Here is a 21,000-nt window from a genome sequence, read left to right as displayed (position 1 = left end):
TGGTTTTTAATATATTTATATTCCATGGTTAGACCGTCATCAGTTTGATGTCTTTTTTCATAGTCTTGATCTTAATGGCTGTTGCGCTTGATTGGTTTTGTTTAAACTGGCTATATAAGCCCTGATCAGTTCCACACCTTCGGTATGAATGATCGTGGTGCCTATTTTTGGCATGGAGCGGTTACCCGTTTTCCTCAAAATCCTTTTCTGATCCCTTAGAATATTGGTTTGATATAAAGGCAATGAATACGAAAGATAAAGCTTTGTTCCTTTTGCCCGTCCGGTCGGGTTATGACAATGCGCACAGTTTATTTCCATATATGCCCTCGCTTGGTCCTCAATCGAATAATTCGAGTTGAATGCCTGCGGAAGTGAGGCCGATTTATGAACATCAAAATGATCGAGTATACCGAGTTTCTCAAATGCTTCCAGCTGATTTTCTGTTTTGCCCTCTGCGGGCACCTCAAAATTCATGTTCCGAACTTTCGGGCCGATGGGGAAGATAGTGCCGTTCGAATTATGGCAGGTGGCACAGTTTCTTTTACTGGGTATCTGGTAGGATATGGAACGCGTTGCCCCGCTTTTATCGGTATATGTCACCAATTTCCTGCCGCCTGAAGGGAACAGTTGCGCGTCATTCTGCCCATCTGTCCATTTGTAATCGGCGGTGTTCCATTTCCCTTTGCTTTTTACCAGTAACCGGGTTTCTACAATATGCCGTTGCGAAAGGCTGTCGCGTTCGTCAAAGAGGTAATAAAATGTTTTTACGATCATAGAACCGTCCGGGAAATTAAGTAAGCCGTCATTGATCCTGCTCATTTTTGTGCCGGGAGGCAGCCAAATGAGCCGCTGCTTTTCAGCATAGTCGGTAAAAAGTGTTGTGGCAAGCGTATATCTGTAAAATCCACCGAATGGGATGAGGTTGTTCATTTTGCCCCTGAAAATATGATAGTCCGAAAGATTGGGTTTAAATACATAATCATCTTTCTCCCCTGCTGGTCCTGCGTTTTCAATAGTTGCGCCTGTGGATGCGATGATCACCACGAAAGCGGACAACAGGGCGATAATTATAGTTCTTTTTGAAAATTTCATGTTACTCCTTATTAAGGTGCCGTTGTAAAATTAACCAGCGCTTTTAATTTATCCCAGCTAACACTGAGGATACCGCCATTGGTTCCGGTGGGTATGATCGCGAAAGTCAACATTTCGGTGGGTTGATCTAAATATCTTGTTTGGATCGGGATCTTCAGAAGATCATACGCTGCATTATGCTCAGTTCCCCATATATTTGCCTGCTGATTAAATATCAGCGTCCAGCCATCTGGAGTTGGAATGGTAAAGATCGAGTACGAACCGGCCGGCAGCAGTTTTCCATTAAAATAAAGCGGATCGCTTAATGAAATTTTTGTGGCGGCGTCAGCACCTGTTCGCCAAATTCTGTTCCAGGGAACAACCTCGCCAAATATTACCCTGTTCCTTACCGAAGGTCTGGAGTATACAACTTTAATATGGTTGCCATTAATGGTAGTTTTTACGGAATCCAGTTTATTGATAACGGCTAATTTCGGATGCTGTTGCTGATGTCGGATACTTATCGCTATTACGGAATCTATATTCAGATAAGGACCGGCGGTACCTTTGATATTAAACGAGGTACCGATACCATCCACTGATTGCAGACGGCCATTTTGATCGAGAAAAACAGTGAACATTCCCATTACAGCGCTACCCATCAATAATTTACTGCTGCTTGTTTTTTTTATGATAAATTTTCGCGCACTGTTAAACACAATATGACTGCTGATTATGCTATCCCCAATTTTTTCAGGTGCAAAGTTTGCCAGCAAAGCCGGCATAAAAACCAGGGCATCCCCGCCGAGGTTATTCGCTACCATGATCTTTACCGGATATTTACGAATAATATTTCTTTTGCCATTACCGGTCTCTATGAAAGTGGTGTCCTGATCATTGTTCAACCGGTAATTGTAAACCCGGGAATCCTTATCTCTTGCAGGGAGATAATTATTACCCTCAACGCGCTTCAGCTGACCGTCTGAAAAAAACACACCGGTTAATTTACTGACATTTACATACGGGCTCATAGAAACTACCGTCAGCTTAAATTCATTTCCTTTTAATTCAAAATCACCAATGGCTGTGGTATCCGGTCCCAGGGTATAAATTAAGCTTCCCCGCAAGTTATGCAGTTTTTGAGCATTTGCTGAAATCTCCGAAAGAAGCAACAGGCCCATAAATATTATCTTTCTGTACATAGTTGGATGGTGTTAAGGTGCGATATAAATTCTTTAAGCATAAAAAGGGCCATTGAAAATCCCTTATAGTTTCCCGCGAAATAACTAATGTCCACAGTTGTCTTTCCCATTCTTTCAACAAATAAAGTCTCCTTATACATATTGTTTGGTGATTTTAATCTTATCTGTTATAATGATTTTTATGCGTCATAAGATGTTAAACATCGAAAGCTAAGAGCTATCACAATTATTTCGATACGTCATACCCCACTTTACAAAAGCAGTTATCAGACTATCAAGACTACGTCCATAATCCGTTATGGAGTATTCGACAACAACTGGTCTTCCGGTATGAACAGTCCTTTCAATCAGACCGTTCATTTCAAGGTGTCTTAATTCACCGGATAGTACTTTGGGAGATATACCCTCTACATACTTTCCAATATCCCTAAATCGCTTGTTACCTTGCCACACTGCAACAATCACACAGAGCTTCCATTTGCCGCCAATGACATCCAAAGCATTCTTTAAACATGAAAAGCTGTTTGGAGTATTTTGTTCTTCTGTAACCATTATGCTGATTTTGTACTTTTTATGTTTCAGGGGATTGCAATAAGCTAAGCCCTAGTTAAATTTGAAAACACTAAGTGTAAAAATGGTAAGGAACATTATGAGCTGCGAAACATAAAAAAGATCGAGGCGGCTTTTAACCTTCATCAAATCGTCCTTCCGGTTTTCGTGCCCGCGTGGGTCATTCTGAAGAAAGTTCAATTTTTCCAGTGCTATTAACCGTTTAAGTTTCGCATCCTGTTTTCTTCCGAATGCCGATCCATTGATAGCTATAATGACAATTAAACCAATTTTTATTTGAAACCAGATTTGTTTGGCAAAAACACCTTGCGTAATTACCAACATGGTCACCCCCGACAGAATCAAGAGAATAATTCCAATATTAACTATCAAATGAAAATTAAATCCGTCTTCATTGGTCGCAGTTGCTCTTGATCTGTCGCTCGCGTATAACTTCCAGAAATGTCTTGTAAGCAAATATTCCACAAGGGTAGTGCCTGCCATAAGAGTTATCCCCACAATGTGGGTGATTAATGCGATTTGATACATAGTTCTGCTGTTAAAATTTCATGACTAAAAATTAACTTGATCTAAAAGTAAAATAGGGAGAAGAGAACTTTAAATTTACCCCATATCAGGATAGCTACTATTGCTCAAATTCATTCCCTTAAATTAACGGGGATGGTGTTAAAACCGCCGAATGGCAAGTGCCAACGGTAGCGACTTTGCGTCTCCCCGTCCTATTAACTTTCAGAAATAGTTGGGCTTTTCCTGTCGTACTTATCGGATTTCACGATATCAACAATGAATTGAGCTACACTTTGCCTGCTGATATATAAACTTGGCTTAGGGAGGTTATTAAAACTCACCTTTAAAGTTTTTATCTTTTCCGAATCATTTAAGGCAACAGGCCGTACAGCCGTCCAGTTTAAGTTTGAATTTGCTAATAGTTTTTCCTCCCTTTCGTGTTCCGCGTAAACAGGGCCCATGTTGGTATAGTCAATTAACCATCTGAGCCAAAAAGGTATATCTTTTTTGCTGTCCCCAACACCCCATGCAGAGACTGTAATTAAACGTTTTACGTTTTGTTGATCCGCTTCGGCAATCGCATTTTTTATGCTTTCTGATATGAAATTTTTGGCGCTTATTAATTTAGACCAGGGAGCATCTGAGGCCCTGACAATACCCAAAGCACTTATTATCAAATCACAGCCTTGCATTGCAGCCGCTAAATCTTGTCTGCGGGTTGGTGTTCCCTGAAATATGTTAATTGTTGTTGAACTAAAGGATATTTTGTTTTTATCCCGCACCAAAACATTTAAATCATAACCTTGCTTTAGGGCCTCTTCAACGATAAGGCGACCGGTTCTGCCGGTGGCCCCTAAAATGAGTATTTTCATAATATTTGTTTTACTTGTTTGTTAATTCATTTACTGAACACAAACCATTTTTATCTTTTTGTTTTATTTTTGCGCGCCTGTTACAGCACTTTATAGATTTGCCCGGTTTGCCCGCCTAGCGCACTTTTTACATAAGCTTGGGTAACCCGGCTCATGGTAACCGGAACGTGCCCCGGGAAATAGGAAAAATAGGCTGTTGATTCTTCAACTACATCAGGACTGACTGCATTGATACGCACCCCATTCTCCAGCTCTATTGCCGCGCCCTTTACAAATCCATTGATCGCTGCATTCATTGTACTGATGTTTGCTCCCATTACAATCGGGTCATCGGCTAATGCGCCTGATGTTAAGGTAAACGACCCTTTCGGATTAATGTACTGCTGGCCAATCAATACCAGGTTAACCTGGCCCATCAATTTGCTGTTAACGCCAGTCCTGAAATCAGTATCCTTCATAAATGCTAAAGGGCCGAAGTGCGCGTCGCCGGCAGCGCAAATTAAGGCGTCAAATTTTCCGACCTGTTTGTAAAAGTTTTCTATTGACTCGGTTGATGATATATCTACCTGTATATCACTGCTTTTTGAACCGGCCTGAATTACTTCATGATCTTTTTGTAAGGCGGCGGTTACGTGTTTTCCTATGGTACCTGTGGCACCTATTATTAATATTTTCATATTCGCTTTTTTTAACAAAATTAATCCATAACTTTACCTTTGTCAAGTAATGGCACATTTGTCAAGTATTGACATTAAAGACACTAATACTCATTATCAGTATGTTAACAGAAGAAATAATTGAAAAAAAAATAGAGCCGGATTGTGATTGCTCAATAACAGGATCAATCAATATCATAAGTGGCAAGTGGAAACCTTTTATTATCTGGACGTTATTATCAGGCTCCAGGCGATTTGGTGAGCTCCATAAAGTCATTCATGGTATTGCACTAAAGGTATTGTCCAGGCACTTAAAAGAACTGGAGGCTGACGGCATCATTAATCGGAAGGTATATGCTGAAGTCCCGCCAAAGGTGGAGTATACACTCACTGAAAAGGGAATGTCGCTCAACGATGTGTTGCAGCTATTAGCAGAGTGGGATAAAAAGCATAAAGTAACCAAATAAGATATTTTGGGATATGTTAAAGAATACTTTCGCTATCGGGGATAGGAATATCATGGAATTCCCACTAATGTATCCTATAGTGATGTAGCAAACAATTCATTTTTGTCAATCCAAACTTTAAATTTTCTATAACGCATTGCTACAACTCACAATAAATGCGACAGCGCTAAAAAACGACTTTTATGCTGTTATTGCCTTTTAAGTTCATAAAACTCATAGTCTTTTATTCCTTGGTTCGAGCCCATTTGGCGCAAAGACACTCAATTGTCCCTGCGCCAAGCTTCCTGAAGCAAACGGAATCTGTCCCTCTTTATGAAGTTATGCCTTAAATGGCTGTAGATTAACGGAACCTCCATCGACTAGAATCTCTGTGCCAAGCAAAAATGACGATTCGTCTGAGCCCAAAAATACAACAGCCTTTGCAACATCCCGGGGTTGTCCTATACGGCCCACAGGAATGCCTTGCACTAACTGCTTTTTAACGGCTTCTACCTGGCCTGGTTCAATAAATTTCTCGAATACCGGTGTATCAATGGCAGCAGGAGAAACCACATTAACCCTAATTTTGCGTTCCAGCAAATCAAGTGAAAAGCCTTTCGCCCAGGCAATAACGGCTGCTTTTGCACCACCGTAAAGCGACAATGCAGGTAACCCTATATGGGCTGCGTTAGAGCCAATCAGGACAATCGAGCTGCCGTCTTTCAAATAAGGAAGCGCTTTATGAACGGTAAAATAAACGCTTTTCAAATTCAGGTCCATTGTCTTGTCGTAATCGGCCTCGCCAATTTCCGCTACGGATCCCAGTTTTGCACCTGTTGCTGCACCGCCGGCATTGGCAACCACGATATCTATCTTTCCGAACTTTTCATAAGTTTCTTTAAATACACGGTCAAGATCTTCCAAATTGGTCACATCCGCTTTTATGGCAATAAAACGATCGCCAAGCTGTGCAACAGAACTGTCCAGAGTTTCCTGCGCGCGTCCGACAATTGCTCCCTGAGCTCCCTCTAAGAAAAACTCTTTAGCGATACCAAATCCGATTCCGCTGTTCCCGCCTGTAATAACGGCTACTTTATTTTTTAATCTCATGATCTTATAATCTATTTGAGGTAAAATTAAACCAATAGGTTCAGGTGGGACAAGGAGATATGGGGCAAAATAGATGTGATAAATGTCACGGATATTGCTTTTCGGCGTACCCTTTCCAGCCGACAGGCCGGAATATTCGAGAATTGTAAAAGCAAAGCACCGTAGGCCACAAATTAAACCTCCAATATATTTCATTGCTTTGTCAACTGTACACCACTTTATAGTTGTAAATTGTGCTTTAGGCAATTTTTAAATAATTTTGCTAAACAGATATAGGCATGTTTGAGGCATTCGAGAAATATTTAACAGAAAAAGCGGATTTGGATGCCGGAGAAATTAATGCTGTCCGGGCTGTTTCTATTGAAAAAAAGTTAAGAAAAAGTCAATATCTGCTCCAGGAAGGAGATGTATGTCATTACTCATGTTTTATTGTAAGAGGTTGCTTACGCATGTATACAGTGGGTGATGATGGGATAGAGCATATACTTCGTTTTGCTGTGGAAAACTGGTGGATCAGCGACCGCGAAAGCTTCAATAATGGCAGTCCGTCCAGATGTAATATTGATGCCTTGGAAAATTGTGAGGTTATTCTAATTGAAAAGCACGATTTTATCCACTTGCTGACCGCAATACCTAAATTTAGGACCTTTGTAGACAGACTTTTAGCAAGAAGTTTCGACGCTGTTCAAAACAGGATTATGGATTCGATCACTCACAGTACAGAAGAAAGATACCAGAATTTTGTAACACGGTTTCCCGGCATTTTTTCTCGTGTGCCATTACGCATGATAGCTTCCTATCTTGGGGTCTCCAGAGAAACTTTGAGCCGCGTCAGAACCCAGTTTGTTCAAAAATAGCTTACGCTTAAGGGCATTAATTTATGCAACTTTTCTGCTGGTTTACCGAGGTAAATAAATTGGTCTTCCAAACAAACCAAAATTATTGTGCGAGATCCACCCCGGGAACCGTATTCTTAAAATATTAACGGTTCCGAAACGTCACCACTTTGCATTGCTAGAAGAAGACGAGCGTATCAAGATTCATACTCTACCTGTGGAATTATCACCTGATACGGTTAATTGAATGAATGAAACAGCATGAGGTTCAACCTGACCTTTTACAAAAGAACACTATTAACGATACAACTGGTAAATTGGAATAGAAAATAGCGTGTTTTAAGATATGTAGAAGACAATGCTGCAAGGCTTTTTAAATCTGCTACAAAGTGGTTCGAGAAGCATCCAGTTTGGTGCGAATTAGTTGATTTTCTCTTCAATGGTTCTGCTACGCTGACCCGGGAATTCGAACCGTTTAGTTGAACAACTTGATGTGCTAACGAATTTACAGTTATCTAGAAATGCGATCTCTTTTAACAAAATTAAAATACAAATATTGATGGTCACTATCTGATATTTTCAATTAAAAGATTGCCTGAAAGCCAAAGGTGAAAGTCCGGTCTTCGCTTTAAACAATCGGCTAAATGATTGTGGGTGATCAAAGCCTAATTCGAAGGAAATTTCACTTACCGATAGTTCAGTAGTGGATATTTTCTCCTTAGCTATACCTATTATTTTATCCTGGATGTGCTGTTGCGTATTGCGCCCCGTTAGTACTTTAAGTAAGCCGCTTAAGTAGTTAGGGGAGATATTTAATTTTTCAGCGATGAATTGAACACCCGGTAATCCCGCACTTAACAGATTGGCAGTATTAAAATATTCAGTTAACAGTTCTTCTAACCGCTCAAGTATTTGATAATTCTCGACTTTTTGGGTAAGGAACTGGCGGTGATAGAACCTGTCTGAATATTTCAGCAATGTTTCAATCTGCGAAACAATAATATCCTGCGTAAATTTATCCATGTTGGCATGGTATTCCGTTTGGATATTTTGCATGATGCCAACAATGATCGCTTCCTCTTTTTCAGTTAATGACAAAGCTTCATTGACCGAGTAGTCAAAAAATTCATATCGCTTGATCGATTTGGCCAGCGGCGTATTCCACAAAAAGTCGGGATGGACATAAAGTACCCATCCAGACATCGGCGATACTTCCGTTTCATTATTCACCATCCGCGAGAAAACTTGACCCGGCGCCATAAAGTACATGATGCCGTCATGAAAATCATATTTATGCTGGCCGTATTTCATTGCCTTTTCGCAATGCCGCTTTAAAGAAATGCAGTAAAAATCAAATACCATATTTCCCGGTGCTTTCCCGGCTAATCGTTTAATCTCTTCGAGATTGATCACGCTGATGTGCGGTTGTTCCGGACGAGGTAAACCCATTCGGCGGTGAAGTTGGCTGATGGATTGAATACGGGTTGGTTCTGTGGCTGGCATGTTACAAGGTACTTATTATTGTTGATACGCGTTGGCAAATCCCTTCGCGAAATCTTTTAGCTTTACTTTACCCAGTACTGGTTTGTGGCGGTAATAGTCTTCGTAAATTTCACCGTTGTGGATGCTTATATTCATCTCAACAAAACTTTGGGCAAAGCTTTCATTCATAAACGCTTTCATACCCGCTAACAGTTGCTCATCGGTAATGGTTATCCATTGCAAATCAGGCTTGCCGATGGCTTCACCCAAAATGGCTGCTACTTGTTGACAGGTCAGTTCTTCACTGGCTATATATCGTACTTGCCTGCCCGGTCTGGTTGATTCCAGTTCTTCTATTATTGCGGCAGCGATATCTTGCGGTGCAACCAGGTTCGAAGTATCATCCCCGCCGTAATTTGAAGCGATAACCCCTCGTGTTTTTATAACGCCGATATATGCAAACAGATTTTTATAAAAACCCACCGGGCGCATAAATGAGATGTTCACGTCTGCGGGCAGCTTGCTTAACGTATTCTCGGCATTGTGATGGATCACCAGGAGGCCATTGCCCTTTTTCATATGCGCGCCAACACTGCTCAGGTAAACGACACGTTTTACACCCGATGCTTCTATGGCCTGTACATAGTTATTCGCAATTGCATTTGCACGCCCAATAACATCACTTACGCGATTATCGGGGTCTGTGAAACTGCCGGCTGCCGAAAGCATGCAATAAACAGCGTCTGCCCCTGTAAAAACATCGGTTAAAAAATCAGCATCTTCCATAGTGCCTATAGCTGCTTTTGCGCCCAGCGCCTCAATAGCAGCCAGTTTTTCGGCTTTACTGCTAATTACGGTAACAGAATGTCCTTTTTTTATCAATTCCTGTATTAGCGGCGTGCTTACGTAGCCCAAAGAGCCTGTGACTATTATGTTCATGTTTTTCTATTTTTTTACAAAGGTTACATGATAGGGGAAAAATAAAGTAACACAATCTACCCCATTCATAACATAATCTACGAAACCACTGTATTTTTTACCAAATGGTAAATAAACTGCCCGCAATAAAGTCGATATTTAACCTATGGAAGAGTTCATCAATTACATCTTGAAGTTTGGCAATCTGAATAAACAGCAAACAGATTTCATTATGAGCAAAGCAAATACGCTGGAACTTGATAAGGATGAATATTTTTCAGAAGCCGGAAAGATCCCCCGGCAGGTCGGGTTTATTCTCGAAGGGGTCATTCGTTTCTGTTATTATAACAACAAGGGCGAAGAGATCACTCATTCATTCATTGAAGAAAATAATTTTGTATCAGACCAGCAAAAGTTTGAGGCACAAGTAGTAGCGTCAGATTATATACAAGCGGTTACACATTGTAAATTGCTAGTCTTTTCCAAGAAAGGCTGGGACGAGATCGGAAATACAATTATTGGCTGGGACGCTATTACTGGGCTAATAGTAAAAAACTGCTTGTTAAAGACGATTGAAAGAAGGAGCCCATTAGTTTCAGAAGATGCAAGCACCCGTTATCTTTCATTCTTTGAATATTTTCCCGGACTTGTTAATCGCATTCCTCTTTCTTATATCGCTTCTTACCTCGGGATCACCCAACAATCATTGAGCAGGATAAGAAAAAATATCCGTTAAGATCACTATTTACCATTTGGTAAATAGTTCCCCTTTTTAGATGCCAACCTTTGCATCATTATTTTAAATAACAAAAAAATGAGCAAAAAAGTTGTTTTAATTACAGGAACAAATAGCGGCTTCGGATGGCTTGCAGCTAAGTCCGTTGCAGCATTGGGGCATACCGTTTATGCTACCATAAGAGACACCGATGGTAAGAATGCTGATATGGCAAAAGCCCTGGCACAAATTGAAAATGTAACGGTTCTGGATGTGTCATTAACTGATGAAGTAAGTGTAAAAAATGCTTTTGATACCATCATCGCAAATGAAGGAACGATCGATGTGTTGGTAAACAATGCAGGGGCTGCTATGTTTGGCGTGGCTGAAGGTGCTACCACCGATGATGTGCAACGTCTGTTAGATGTCAATGTTATCGCCCCATGGCGCTTAATGAAGCTGGCCTTACCTTTCATGCGCAAGCAGTCAGAGGGTTTAATCATCAATGTCTCAAGTGGATGGGGCCGGTTTTCCGCTCCTTTCACAGTAGTGTACGCTGCTTCAAAGTTTGCTTTAGAAGGATTAAGCGAGGGTTTGCATTACGAAGTACGCCCGTTAGGCGTTGACGTAGTGATTATTCAACCCGGCGCTTTCCCCACTGAAATGTCCCAGAAGATTCAGGTTGGTTCTGACGCATCAGTTGCTAGCGAATATCAAGCGATTGCCGATGTTCCAAACAAATTATTCGCGGCCATTGGTCAAATGTTTGAAACTGCAAATCCTAATCCGCAGGAAGTTGCGGATGCGATAGTAAACCTGATCAAATTACCAAAAGGTCAGCGGCCGTTAAGAACAGTTGTAGATTCTGCAACGGGGGACATCACTAAAAGGGCCAACGATGCCGTTAAAGTTGAATTCGATAAAGTCTTGACGGCATTCGGGATGGAAGATCTGCTAGCGTAAAAGATTATATTTGAATATACCGGTTCCCCAATGTCTCCGGTTAAACGTTGACTCTATTGGTAAAGTGGTTTTAGGTTGTGCCCATTAGGGCCAACTAAAACCACTTTAAAATTGCTCCTCATTTGGGCAAACAGGATACCTATGATATAGGATTAAAATGAGGGTTGCCGAAAAACCAGAGCTTTATTTTTTTGGGTTATTTCACCAATTATTTTTTCCCTATGATGCATGCCCCACAAAGCCATTTCATCTATGATAGGTTTTAAACTACGGCCATAGCTGGTCAACTCGTAATCAACCGAAATGGGTTTGGTGTTCATCACAGTGCGGGTTATTAAACCGTTTATCTCTAATTCCTGCGTTTGTCAACATATAAAACTTCTCACACACTTTGTGCTTGAAGAATCATCTTCAAGTTCAAGTCACATTGCAAATTGTTCTGGAATATCACTTTTGAAAAAAAAATACAATCTGTTATTATTATTTATTATGCTTTTTTAAAAACAGAAATCAAATAGAAATTGACGATCCTAAATTTCTATTTGATTTCTATATAATTTTCTTTAATCTGCTATATGAGCAACAATGCCTGTTTTACCAATGGCAACAGTATCTTTTAAGATATGTCTATCAGGATAATCGCCACCATTTTGCTCTCTAAAAGGAATCGGTTTTTCAATGAATAAATTTTCTAACCTTTTTTTCCAAAGTTCCTTTTCGATTTCAACTTGATCTGGAGTAATAAATGCTGCACCGTGAATAACATGCGTGGGCAATACTTCCATCCCAGGGTAAAATAATGCGCCATGCGTCAACGGAAACAATAGCTGTTCTATTGGCCCATTAACACCTCTCGGACTATAATCGGCTTGTGGACCACCTGTATAAACAGAAACCAATGCTTTTTTCCCTTTCAAAATTCCTTCTCCAAATCTAAATTCGTTGGTGCCGTTTTTATAGCCATAAGCAAATCCGAAAGCATATACTCTTTCTATCCATCCTTTTAAAATTGCAGGCGTACTGTACCACCACAATGGAAATTGCAAAATGACTGCATCGGCATCCAATAATTTTTTCTGTTCAGCAACAACATCGGCAGATTGATTTTGTGTGGCATAGGCATTACCTGATTCATGAATAAATGAAAGACGGTCTGAATTTACTCTTTTGGGAAAATCAGATTCATCAAAAACTGCTTTCCATTTCATAGCATACAAATCAGATAAAATGACTTCATGTCCCATTTCTTCTAAGGTTTCGATGCTTGTGTTCACCATTGTATGCGTAAGCGAAGTAGCTTCTGGATGTGCAAATACAATTAAAATTTTCTTTTTCATAGCTTTTACGATAATGTGTTTAACTGAAATTCTCCTGTAACTTTTAATTCTGCTCCTGTAATAGATGATGGAGAAGAGGCGGCTTTTCCATCGGTTCCTTCTCCTCCCATCCACTTATGTACTGCCGAAAAGTCTTCCCGACCCAATCCTGCCTGGATAGCTTGGGCGTACAGATCTTTCGCCAGATTCGCCAGGAAAAGGGGCTGCCGATGCTCGTAGGCCGTCAGCGCCGCCAAGTGCAAATCTTTGTACATTAGTTCCATAGGAAACTGTGGGGCGTAATCCTGCTGACGAATCTTTTCGGCTTTCGCCTGAATGAAAGGAGGAGATACTGGCAAGCCAGGAAGGGTATCGAGCAGGAAGTCTCGTGATAAGCCCATCTTTTCTCCTAGGTGCAGCACTTCCGAAAATAGAACCATGGATTGGGCTAGTAGGGCATTTACCAGCATTTTTAAAGAGGTGCCTTGTCCGATCTCGCCTACGTGAACAATCTTCTTGCTCATTACCTTAAGCAGCGGAATAACCTGTTCTACATCGCTAGTAGCCCCTCCTACAAAAAATACCAACTCGGCACTTTCGGCTTGTGGTTTACTGCCTGATACAGGTGCGTCTACAAAGTGTACTTGATGTTGCCCTGCTGCCTGGTGAGCCATCCGGGAAAAGGAAGGGTTGACCGTAGAGCAATCGGTCCAGAGGGCTCCGGAGCGCATGTGGGGCAAGAATCCTTCCTCCCCGAGGGCTACCTGCTCTACCGCTTCGGGAGAGGCGAGCATGGTAAAAACAATGTCGGCTTCCTGCACCGCCTCGGCCAGAGAGGCGGCCATCCTGGCACCTTGCTCCGCTAACTGCCGGGCAGGTTCGGGCGAACGGTTATAGACCGTCAGGCAAAATTGGTGGTTGAGGAGATGTCGAGCCATGCGCTGGCCCATGATGCCGAGTCCTATGAAAGTTACGTTCATGATTTGTTATTTAGAATCTATACTATAATTATTTTAGTTGCAAAACTAAGTTGAGTAATATACATTTGCAATAACTATCAAATCAGATAGGTTTAAAACATTGAGAAATGAAAACAGAATGCATTGGCGATTTTGTAAAACTTAACGGGGAAACCTACCCTTGCACGGTAAGCCTAACAATGGATTTGGTCGGTGGAAAATGGAAAGCAGTTATTCTTTATCATTTAAAAGATGAGCCGAAAAGGTATAGTGAACTTCGTAAAGAAATGCCGTCTGTTACGGAAATGACTTTAAGTTTACAGTTAAAAAAACTAGAAAAGGACGGTTTAATTTCCCGCAAAGTTTACGGTAGAAAACCGCCAATTAAAGTTATTTATAGCTTAACTGATTTGGGGAAAAGTTTTGTTCCGATTTTAGAAGCAATAACAGAATGGGGAAATCAAGTTATCAGTGAAAAAGGTGAGTTTGTCAACAGTAAGTTATCTGTTGATGTCATTCTTGGCCTGAGTACTGCAACTTGATTTTTTCAGCGGTAATAAATTCGTCTGTGCGCTTTAAGAATTTAAAAGCTTTGTCGATTTCATCCAGCGTATCATTAATGTCAGCATTAATCCTTCTGGCTTCCGGGCCTGTTCCTTTGAGAAAGCCGATTTGGGCATCCCATTTAGTGAGATGCACCCTTCTTTTAAGGGAAATTTCTGCGCGTTTTCCTAAATAAGTGATCCTTGCATAGAGCGGCACCAGTCCGGCCGCATCTGTTTTTCGTTTGTCAGCCCAGATAAGAACTGAGAATCTTTGGGTTGTTTTCATAACACATTAATTTTTAAGTTACCTAATCGCATTAATTTTGAGTTCAGATGAGCTGTTTTAAGTTCAAAAAAAACGATACAAGTACTTTAAAATCCACTTATTACAAGCTAATTCGGTGACTAAATTAGCGAATCAAAACAGGTCACCGAATAGGTCACCGAATGAGTCATAAATGGTGGTATGAAATGAGCGGGATTGACATAAAAAACCGCTTAGATCATTGATCTAAGCGCTTATAAACGGTTTTGATACCTTTTTAGCGGAATGGACGGAATTCGAACCAATTCGTTGATCAATTGAAATTTTTAAATGAGATATTACTATAACGGGGCCATCCTCTGTGAAACGTACGTAATACATGAATCGTCCTGATTTTAATAGATCATTTCATTTTAGGCTAAGATAAAAGTCGTTTTGGCTTAATTTGTTTTTGAAGGTATACTGACCTTTGACAAAAAATTTATACGAAGTGAAAGCAATAAGAATTCATGAATTTGGCGGGCCGGAAGTTATGAAAATAGAGGAAATAGAAATTCCTGTTCCAAAGGCCGATGAAATACTGGTAAAAATGTTTGCCAGCGGCATTAATCCTGCCGATTATGTTGTTCGGCAGGGCGGCAACGTAATCTTGAAACCCTTCCTAAAATTACCGCTTGGGCTTGGCCTGGACGGCGCAGGTACAGTTGAAGAAACTGGCAGCGATGTTAGCCGGTTTAAGAAAGGTGATAAAGTTTATGGCCTACCCAATTTTTTGAATGGAACATACGCCGAATTTATCGCTGCTAAAGCTAACCAATTTGCCATCATGCCAAACAATGTCAGCTTTAATGAAGCCGGCGCTATCCCATCATGCGCCTTGATGGCCTGGGACGGTACGAATCTTGGTAAAGTAAATGCGGGCCAAAAGATGCTGATCCATGGAGCCGCCGGTGGCATTGGCAGCCTGGCTTTACAATTTGCCAAAGCAAAAGGGGCGTATGTAATTGGTACAGCCTCCCGTTACAATTTTGATTTTTTAAAGCAACTGGGAGCAGATGAAGTAATTGATTATAAAGATGAAAATTTTGGAGGGTTACTAGCAGCTATCGACGTTGTTTTTGACGCATCACCCGTATTTAATGAAGGCGCCAGAATGATGATGGCCGCTGCCTTAAAAGACTACGGCAGGTTTGTTTCTGTTCAGCTCCCGCATGCTTTCAGCGAAGAATTCCTTGGTATATTAACAAGAAAAAATGCTGAAGCCAAAATGATCCGGCGGGAACTTGATATTGCACAATCACTTTCCGACATTGCAAAATTAATTGAAGCAGGGAAAGTGAGCATTGTGATCAGCAAGGTTTACCCAATGGGAGAAGTTGCTGAAGCGCATACAGCACTGGAAACCAAACACGTTCGGGGCAAAATCGTGCTGGAAATCAGAAAAGAAAACGAATCACGTAATGAAGCGGATTAAAACGATCAGTGAGTTCCACCAGTTCCGGCAACTGCCTCCACCGGAACATCCCCTGCTTAGTGTGACGGAGATCAACCTGGTGAAGCGAACGGTGGATACAACATCCATGAACTGGTGTTACGATTTTTATGCTATTGGTATGAAGAGAGCTTCATTTTCAAATACTATCAATTTCAGGTACGGTCAACAACCATTTGATTTCAACGAAGGTATCTTGTCTTTTGTGGCACCTAACCAGGTACTTAGCCTTTCTATCGACACCAAACAGGAAACAACGCAATCGGGATGGCTACTGCTTGTCCATCCCGATTTTTTATGGAATACTTCGCTGGCTAAATCCATCAGGAAATTCGATTTCTGGGATTATTCCGTTCATGAATCCCTATTTCTTTCCGCAAAAGAAGAAGCCATACTTATCCAAACCTTTCAAAATATTCAACAGGAGTATCATGCAAATATCGACCGGTTCAGCAAACAAATCATTATTGCGCAGATTGAAAGTTTGCTGAGCTATGCAGACCGTTTTTATCACCGCCAGTTTATTACAAGAGAGAAAGCCAATCATCAGCTACTGGAAAAACTGGAAACGATACTGGAGGATTATTTTAGCAGGGATAAGCTGGCAACAAAAGGTTTGCCTACCGTTCAATACATTTCAGAAACACTAAATGTATCACCGACTTATCTGCGAGGTTTATTGAAAGTATTGACCGGACAAAGTACGCAACAACTCATACACGACAAACTGATTGAAAAAGCGAAAGAAAAACTGTCTGTAACAAATTTTTCTATTAGCGAAATTGCCTATTCATTGGGTTTTGAACATCCGCAATCGTTTACTAAATTATTTAAAGGGAAAACCAATTTATCGCCGTTAGCGTACCGGCAAACACTCAACTGATTTGAGAAAATATTACGTCAATGGGATGCTAATTTAGAATGTTGTCGAGAAGTGATTAACCAAACATAGGCATCTTTAATAGTTCATTTAATAGATCCAGAGAATGGGCTCGAACCGAGCTGATTCATCAAGCTTTCAAGGATGCCAACTTCATTAAATCATCCATGAAATGGTTCGAGAAGCACACAGTTGGGTGCACAAAACACGCAACTACCGAAATACTTGCAAACGATTTCTAAATATTTTTCTACAATTTCCGGTGCTACTATATTGTTGAAATCTTAGGTCAAAAATGAACCTCGCTTAACCCCGTCTTGCACGAAACAGCCAAATGGGGATCAGCAGAAATTTCATTGAGGAAAAAGTAAATCAATTTTAGACAGCTGAAAAAGTAACTTTTTCCATTTGCTCTTCGCCCCAATTGTACATAACATGTATAACCGGCAGTAATGTGCGGCCCATATCGGTTAATGAATATTCAACTTTCGGGGGCAACTCCGCGTAAACTACACGTTTTACTATCCCATGCTCTTCGAGCTCTTTAAGTTGCTGGTTAAGCACGCGGCGGGTAGCTGTTGGGTTTTGCCGCTGTAGTTCGCTGGGTCTTTTAGCACCCTGGTCAATATAATAAATGAGGCAGGGTTTCCATTTGCCGCCTATAATTTCCATTATAAAGGTAATGCCGCATTCAACTTTCCTGGGGATTTTCCGCTCGTACATATCAATTGTTTTATACAGCAAAAGTATGGATAAGTTATAAAACAGTACATAGGGATAAATTAATCCATAGGTGATAATGAAGCCCGTACTTGTAGAAACGTATGTATAGGCTCAACTTTGCATACGATCAGATCGGTGATTTTAAAGATGACGGCATCGCGAAAGGCCAACATCAAAATACATTTTATTAATAAAAGAAATAATGAAAAATTCGATAAAAACCATGCTCTCCCTGGCTATCGCCTTTGTAATTTATAGCCCATTGGCCAAAGCACAAAACACACCAAATTCATTAAACCAGCCAGGCTATTATCATATGGCCTTAGGCGATTTTGAAGTAATAGCCTTATCAGACGGCACTACTCCGCAAAAGTTAAACGAGCTTTTAACGGATGCAAAGCCCGGCGAGGTGGAGCATCTATTAAAACAACATTATCAGGCCAGCACCATTGAGTGTTCGGTGAATGCTTACCTGGTTAAAGCCAATGGTAAGTTGATTTTGATTGATGCTGGTACATCGGATGTCTACGGGCCGGCTTTGGGGCATATAACCGAAAGCCTGAATAAAGCAGGTTATAAGCCGGAGCAAATTGATGCCATATTGCTTACCCATATCCACATGGACCATATTGGCGGCCTGATGAACGGCGATAAAATTGCGTTTCCCAATGCTACAGTTTACATCAGCAAAATAGAGGCTGATTATTATCTTAACCCCGCTAACAAAGCGAAAGCCGTAGAAAGCGCCAAACGTTTTTTTGATGGTGCAGAACAAAAGCTGAGACCAATTTTAATAGCCGGAAAACTAAGAACATTTGATTTTGGTGGTGAACTCTTCCCCGGTATTACTCCGGTTGCTGGGTTTGGCCATACTCCCGGCCATAGCTTTTACGCTATAGAGAGCAAGGGCGAAAAAATGTTGTTTTTGGGTGATATTTTAGTATCAGACGCGGTGCAATTACCCGAGCCATCCATAACCAGCGTTTATGATTATGATGCCGGACAGGCAGCCACAACCCGCAAAAAAGCACTTGCCGAAGCAGCCACTGCGGGTTATTGGGTTGGAGTATCGCATATTTCCTTCCCTGGTATCGGCCATATCCGTGCTGATGGCAAAGGTTATATTTGGGTGCCTATTAATTATTCAGCTTCAGGTAGGGGGCAGTAGATTAAAATTTTATGGGTGACAAAACCATGTGAGCACGATGCACGCACATTGTTTTGTCATTTATATATTTTGCAGTAAATCTTTAAATTTTTTAATTCTAATTTGTAATGAATTTGTTCAACTTAAGAAACTCAAAATGAGCTTAAAAAAAGAAGACACCCCCACATTGATTTTGATTGACATTCAACAAGCTTTTGATGATGAGGAATATTGGGGCGGCACAAGAAACAATACTGAAGCTGAGGAAAATGCAAAAAGGTTACTGGATTACTGGAGAGCACACGGTTTACCCTTGTTCCATATACAGCATATTTCGAAGAATCCGGATGCCAAACATGGCTTAAATAGCCCCGGGCATTTTTTTAAAGAAATTGTGAAGCCAATGCCGGGTGAAATAATAATTCAAAAATCTGTAAATAGTTCATTTATTGGAACCGATTTAAAAGAACAGCTCGACAAAAAAGGCTTAAACACACTGGTTATCGTTGGACTAACCACCGACCATTGCGTTTCAACAACAACTAGAATGGCCGGTAATTACGGTTATGAAACCTATTTAGTATCTGACGCCACAGCAACTTTTGGAAAAAAGGGAATTCATGGAGAATATTATGATGGCGAGATGATGCATAGAACAGCGCTTGCACAACTTAATGAGGAGTTCGCGGCTATACTTTCCACTCAAAATGTAATTGATACGTTGGATGTCTTGTAAGTTGAAAATTTAACAGTGATGCCGATGAAAAAATATAATTCACCTATTTTTAAAACAAAACCCGGCCCCACAATAGTTGCGGTTTGACTTCAGCCTTCAATTTCCTTTCCGGTCAATGGAAATTAAATATATCTGGAAAATATAGCGAAGTGCAAACAGGTACAGTTTACCGTTAAGGCTAAATATCATATATATCAAAATCCCTGGAAAATCACTTTGTTATTGGATGATAATTCCAAATGTCTAACATCACCGGTACCGTGAAACAGAAATTCGACCCCTAATATGCTGATCTTTCTATCGACCACCTTATATTTATAAGCCAATTTATTATTCACAAATATTGAGATCTGGCCATCATAGCTAACGCAGGAAAGGTTGACCCACTTTGACAAGTCGGTACCAAAACCTGAGAGATCGGAGGAACTGCCATCTATCTCTTTTACACCATCCAGCAAACTGAGCGATGCGATGCATCCCGGCTCTGATAGTGGGATCGAAATGGGGATACCATCAGTAAATAAAACAACATTCAATTGCTGGCACCTGGATGCACCGGTTTTGTAACTGTCCCTCACATCTACTGTGTAAGCGAAGTTTAAAATTGATACCGGTTTAAAATTTCCTGTATTATAAAAAGCGACTACCGGAGGTTGAGGTTCAAGCAGTACTTTATGATCTAATATGGTTGATGTAGTTATGGACATGCCGCTTTTACTCATAAATTCATGCTGTTCCAGATAAACCGGCACAGGCTGTTGGTCGATCATTCCTAGCCAACCATTAGTCGGTATTAGCAAGGGGCTTTCTTTAACTATTTGATTACCGACCACCAGTTTAGCATGGTAAAATCCGGGTTTATAATAAATAGAGTTAAACTGATGCGCGTTTTTAGCAACACGCGTTCGCCTGGTGTTATCCCACGATTGCTGAATAAACACCGAATCGGTAGGCGCGGTGTGGGCATCGTACTTAAAAATTACGGAATTAGGCAGATCATGCGTAACCGGGCGATAGCTAAAAGAATAATTCTTTATATCGACAGTCCGGCTTGGTTTAACCAATGCGATAGATACTACAATAACTATTATCGTAAAAGCAAAAACTCCAATTAAGTAGAGTGGACGGAATGCCAATTTTTTAGTTTGATGAGCGCCTGCAGGTTTAACATTTGTAGCTTCCTGCCGGGAAGAAGAAAACGATCGCCAGTTTTCATATCCCGCAAATTGAGCCAGGGTATCAAGTGTAGTAACGCTGGGTTGATTATTATAATCAACTTTACCCCACACTCGCCTTAGTGTACTGGCACTGAGGGATATCCTGGTTTTTTCCTGGATAAGTATATTTAACTTTTCAAAATCTTTACTGGGCCAGTTTGCCGCATCGCCCCAGCCTAACTGTTCCTCGATCAGTAATAATAAACGGCGGGTGGCATCTTCTTTCATCTACAAATAAAAACAAAGATAGCTCAAATCGAATTAAAAATTATTTTTAGCTACTGAATTAAATCGCTGTAAAACAATGTGATACAAAATGGAATAAATTGAATACCGAAATGAATTGCCGGTCAGCCTAAGCACCTGTAACAT

The 21,000-nt window shown here is 40.7% G+C and carries 24 protein-coding genes; 9 read left to right on the top strand and 15 right to left on the bottom strand.

Translation table 11 applies throughout. The features are described from left to right. Positions 1-57: 57 nt before the first annotated feature. The 6 genes from BLU33_RS24430 to BLU33_RS24405 all read right to left on the bottom strand — a co-directional run bounded on the left by BLU33_RS24430 (position 58) and on the right by BLU33_RS24405 (position 4,899). Positions 58-1,092 carry a hypothetical protein gene (locus BLU33_RS24430; RefSeq protein WP_091379745.1) on the bottom strand — a complete coding sequence of 345 codons (1,035 nt, stop codon included), beginning with the start codon at positions 1,090-1,092 and terminating at the stop codon, positions 58-60. 11 nt (positions 1,093-1,103) lie between these two features. Beyond that, on the bottom strand, positions 1,104-2,273 hold the full coding sequence (locus BLU33_RS24425; protein WP_091379741.1) for a DUF2911 domain-containing protein: 1,170 nt from the start codon (positions 2,271-2,273) through the stop codon (positions 1,104-1,106). A gap of 210 nt (positions 2,274-2,483) precedes the next feature. Beyond that, the gene (locus tag BLU33_RS24420; protein ID WP_091379738.1) at positions 2,484-2,825 is read right to left on the bottom strand and encodes a winged helix-turn-helix transcriptional regulator; all 342 of its coding nucleotides are present in this window, start codon (positions 2,823-2,825) and stop codon (positions 2,484-2,486) included. A gap of 51 nt (positions 2,826-2,876) precedes the next feature. Then, on the bottom strand, positions 2,877-3,371 hold the full coding sequence (locus BLU33_RS24415) for a hypothetical protein (protein ID WP_091379737.1): 495 nt from the start codon (positions 3,369-3,371) through the stop codon (positions 2,877-2,879). A gap of 194 nt (positions 3,372-3,565) precedes the next feature. After that, positions 3,566-4,222 carry an NAD(P)-dependent oxidoreductase gene (locus tag BLU33_RS24410; RefSeq protein WP_091379734.1) on the bottom strand — a complete coding sequence of 219 codons (657 nt, stop codon included), beginning with the start codon at positions 4,220-4,222 and terminating at the stop codon, positions 3,566-3,568. Positions 4,223-4,302: 80 nt separating this feature from the next. Further along, entirely contained in the window at positions 4,303-4,899 is a 597-nt protein-coding gene (locus BLU33_RS24405) for a short chain dehydrogenase (protein ID WP_091379731.1), read from the bottom strand. Between the two features lie 101 nt (positions 4,900-5,000). On the opposite strand from BLU33_RS24405, the gene BLU33_RS24400 reads away from it, so the two are divergent. Further along, positions 5,001-5,345, top strand: a complete 345-nt coding sequence (locus BLU33_RS24400; protein WP_091379728.1) for a winged helix-turn-helix transcriptional regulator — start codon at positions 5,001-5,003, stop codon at positions 5,343-5,345. A 318-nt stretch (positions 5,346-5,663) separates the two neighbouring features. Here BLU33_RS24400 and BLU33_RS24395 read toward each other — a convergent pair whose 3' ends face one another. After that, on the bottom strand, positions 5,664-6,680 hold the full coding sequence (locus BLU33_RS24395; protein WP_232009354.1) for a glucose 1-dehydrogenase: 1,017 nt from the start codon (positions 6,678-6,680) through the stop codon (positions 5,664-5,666). 32 nt (positions 6,681-6,712) lie between these two features. Here BLU33_RS24395 and BLU33_RS24390 point away from each other — a divergent pair, with 32 nt between their 5' ends. Then, positions 6,713-7,291 (top strand): Crp/Fnr family transcriptional regulator, encoded by a 579-nt coding sequence (locus tag BLU33_RS24390; RefSeq protein ID WP_091379725.1) that lies wholly within the window; start codon positions 6,713-6,715, stop codon positions 7,289-7,291. Positions 7,292-7,849: 558 nt separating this feature from the next. Here the strand turns inward: BLU33_RS24390 and BLU33_RS24385 are convergent. Together BLU33_RS24385 and BLU33_RS24380 are read right to left on the bottom strand one after the other, a co-directional pair. Next, the gene (locus BLU33_RS24385) at positions 7,850-8,773 is read right to left on the bottom strand and encodes a helix-turn-helix domain-containing protein (protein ID WP_091379722.1); all 924 of its coding nucleotides are present in this window, start codon (positions 8,771-8,773) and stop codon (positions 7,850-7,852) included. A gap of 15 nt (positions 8,774-8,788) precedes the next feature. After that, positions 8,789-9,691 carry an NAD(P)H-binding protein gene (locus tag BLU33_RS24380; protein ID WP_091379719.1) on the bottom strand — a complete coding sequence of 301 codons (903 nt, stop codon included), beginning with the start codon at positions 9,689-9,691 and terminating at the stop codon, positions 8,789-8,791. A 145-nt stretch (positions 9,692-9,836) separates the two neighbouring features. On the opposite strand from BLU33_RS24380, the gene BLU33_RS24375 reads away from it, so the two are divergent. Both BLU33_RS24375 and BLU33_RS24370 read left to right on the top strand, forming a co-directional pair. Continuing rightward, complete coding sequence (locus BLU33_RS24375; RefSeq protein WP_091379716.1) at positions 9,837-10,406, top strand: Crp/Fnr family transcriptional regulator; 570 nt, start codon at positions 9,837-9,839, stop codon at positions 10,404-10,406. A 78-nt stretch (positions 10,407-10,484) separates the two neighbouring features. Beyond that, positions 10,485-11,348, top strand: a complete 864-nt coding sequence (locus BLU33_RS24370) for an SDR family oxidoreductase (protein WP_091379711.1) — start codon at positions 10,485-10,487, stop codon at positions 11,346-11,348. Between the two features lie 152 nt (positions 11,349-11,500). On the opposite strand, the gene BLU33_RS24365 is transcribed toward BLU33_RS24370, so the two are convergent. From BLU33_RS24365 to BLU33_RS24355, 3 genes are all read right to left on the bottom strand, one after another. Continuing rightward, positions 11,501-11,668: a winged helix-turn-helix transcriptional regulator gene (locus tag BLU33_RS24365; RefSeq protein ID WP_232009353.1), complete on the bottom strand. Its 168-nt coding sequence runs from the start codon at positions 11,666-11,668 to the stop codon at positions 11,501-11,503. A gap of 243 nt (positions 11,669-11,911) precedes the next feature. Continuing rightward, positions 11,912-12,685, bottom strand: a complete 774-nt coding sequence (locus BLU33_RS24360) for an NAD(P)H-dependent oxidoreductase (RefSeq protein WP_091379708.1) — start codon at positions 12,683-12,685, stop codon at positions 11,912-11,914. Between the two features lie 5 nt (positions 12,686-12,690). Beyond that, positions 12,691-13,644 carry an NAD(P)-dependent oxidoreductase gene (locus BLU33_RS24355; RefSeq protein ID WP_091379705.1) on the bottom strand — a complete coding sequence of 318 codons (954 nt, stop codon included), beginning with the start codon at positions 13,642-13,644 and terminating at the stop codon, positions 12,691-12,693. Positions 13,645-13,751: 107 nt separating this feature from the next. Between BLU33_RS24355 and BLU33_RS24350 the strand changes: the two genes are divergently transcribed. Continuing rightward, positions 13,752-14,165 (top strand): winged helix-turn-helix transcriptional regulator, encoded by a 414-nt coding sequence (locus tag BLU33_RS24350; RefSeq protein ID WP_091379702.1) that lies wholly within the window; start codon positions 13,752-13,754, stop codon positions 14,163-14,165. Here BLU33_RS24350 and BLU33_RS24345 read toward each other — a convergent pair. Then, on the bottom strand, positions 14,137-14,454 hold the full coding sequence (locus tag BLU33_RS24345) for an Arm DNA-binding domain-containing protein (RefSeq protein ID WP_091379699.1): 318 nt from the start codon (positions 14,452-14,454) through the stop codon (positions 14,137-14,139). The genes BLU33_RS24350 and BLU33_RS24345 overlap by 29 nt on opposite strands. Positions 14,455-14,923: 469 nt before the next feature. Between BLU33_RS24345 and BLU33_RS24340 the strand changes: the two genes are divergently transcribed. Both BLU33_RS24340 and BLU33_RS24335 read left to right on the top strand, forming a co-directional pair. Beyond that, entirely contained in the window at positions 14,924-15,907 is a 984-nt protein-coding gene (locus BLU33_RS24340; protein WP_091380968.1) for an NADP-dependent oxidoreductase, read from the top strand. Continuing rightward, positions 15,894-16,808 (top strand): helix-turn-helix domain-containing protein, encoded by a 915-nt coding sequence (locus BLU33_RS24335; RefSeq protein WP_091379696.1) that lies wholly within the window; start codon positions 15,894-15,896, stop codon positions 16,806-16,808. Before BLU33_RS24340 ends, BLU33_RS24335 begins: the two co-directional genes overlap by 14 nt. A gap of 375 nt (positions 16,809-17,183) precedes the next feature. Here the strand turns inward: BLU33_RS24335 and BLU33_RS24330 are convergent, their stop codons facing one another. Next, complete coding sequence (locus BLU33_RS24330) at positions 17,184-17,528, bottom strand: winged helix-turn-helix transcriptional regulator (RefSeq protein ID WP_091379693.1); 345 nt, start codon at positions 17,526-17,528, stop codon at positions 17,184-17,186. Between the two features lie 202 nt (positions 17,529-17,730). Here BLU33_RS24330 and BLU33_RS24325 point away from each other — a divergent pair, with 202 nt between their 5' ends. Both BLU33_RS24325 and BLU33_RS24320 read left to right on the top strand, forming a co-directional pair. Beyond that, the gene (locus BLU33_RS24325; protein WP_091379690.1) at positions 17,731-18,696 is read left to right on the top strand and encodes an MBL fold metallo-hydrolase; all 966 of its coding nucleotides are present in this window, start codon (positions 17,731-17,733) and stop codon (positions 18,694-18,696) included. Positions 18,697-18,832: 136 nt separating this feature from the next. Beyond that, entirely contained in the window at positions 18,833-19,411 is a 579-nt protein-coding gene (locus BLU33_RS24320; RefSeq protein WP_091379685.1) for a cysteine hydrolase family protein, read from the top strand. A 194-nt stretch (positions 19,412-19,605) separates the two neighbouring features. On the opposite strand, the gene BLU33_RS24315 is transcribed toward BLU33_RS24320, so the two are convergent. Then, positions 19,606-20,856 carry a hypothetical protein gene (locus tag BLU33_RS24315; protein WP_091379682.1) on the bottom strand — a complete coding sequence of 417 codons (1,251 nt, stop codon included), beginning with the start codon at positions 20,854-20,856 and terminating at the stop codon, positions 19,606-19,608. Positions 20,857-21,000: the final 144 nt, after the last annotated feature.

Origin of the sequence: Mucilaginibacter mallensis (genome assembly GCF_900105165.1) — a bacterium.
In the GTDB taxonomy this organism is placed as follows: Bacteria; Bacteroidota; Bacteroidia; order Sphingobacteriales; family Sphingobacteriaceae; genus Mucilaginibacter; species Mucilaginibacter mallensis.
The sequence above is the reverse complement of the archived record's forward strand: the minus strand, read 5'-3'. Positions and strand labels throughout refer to the sequence as shown.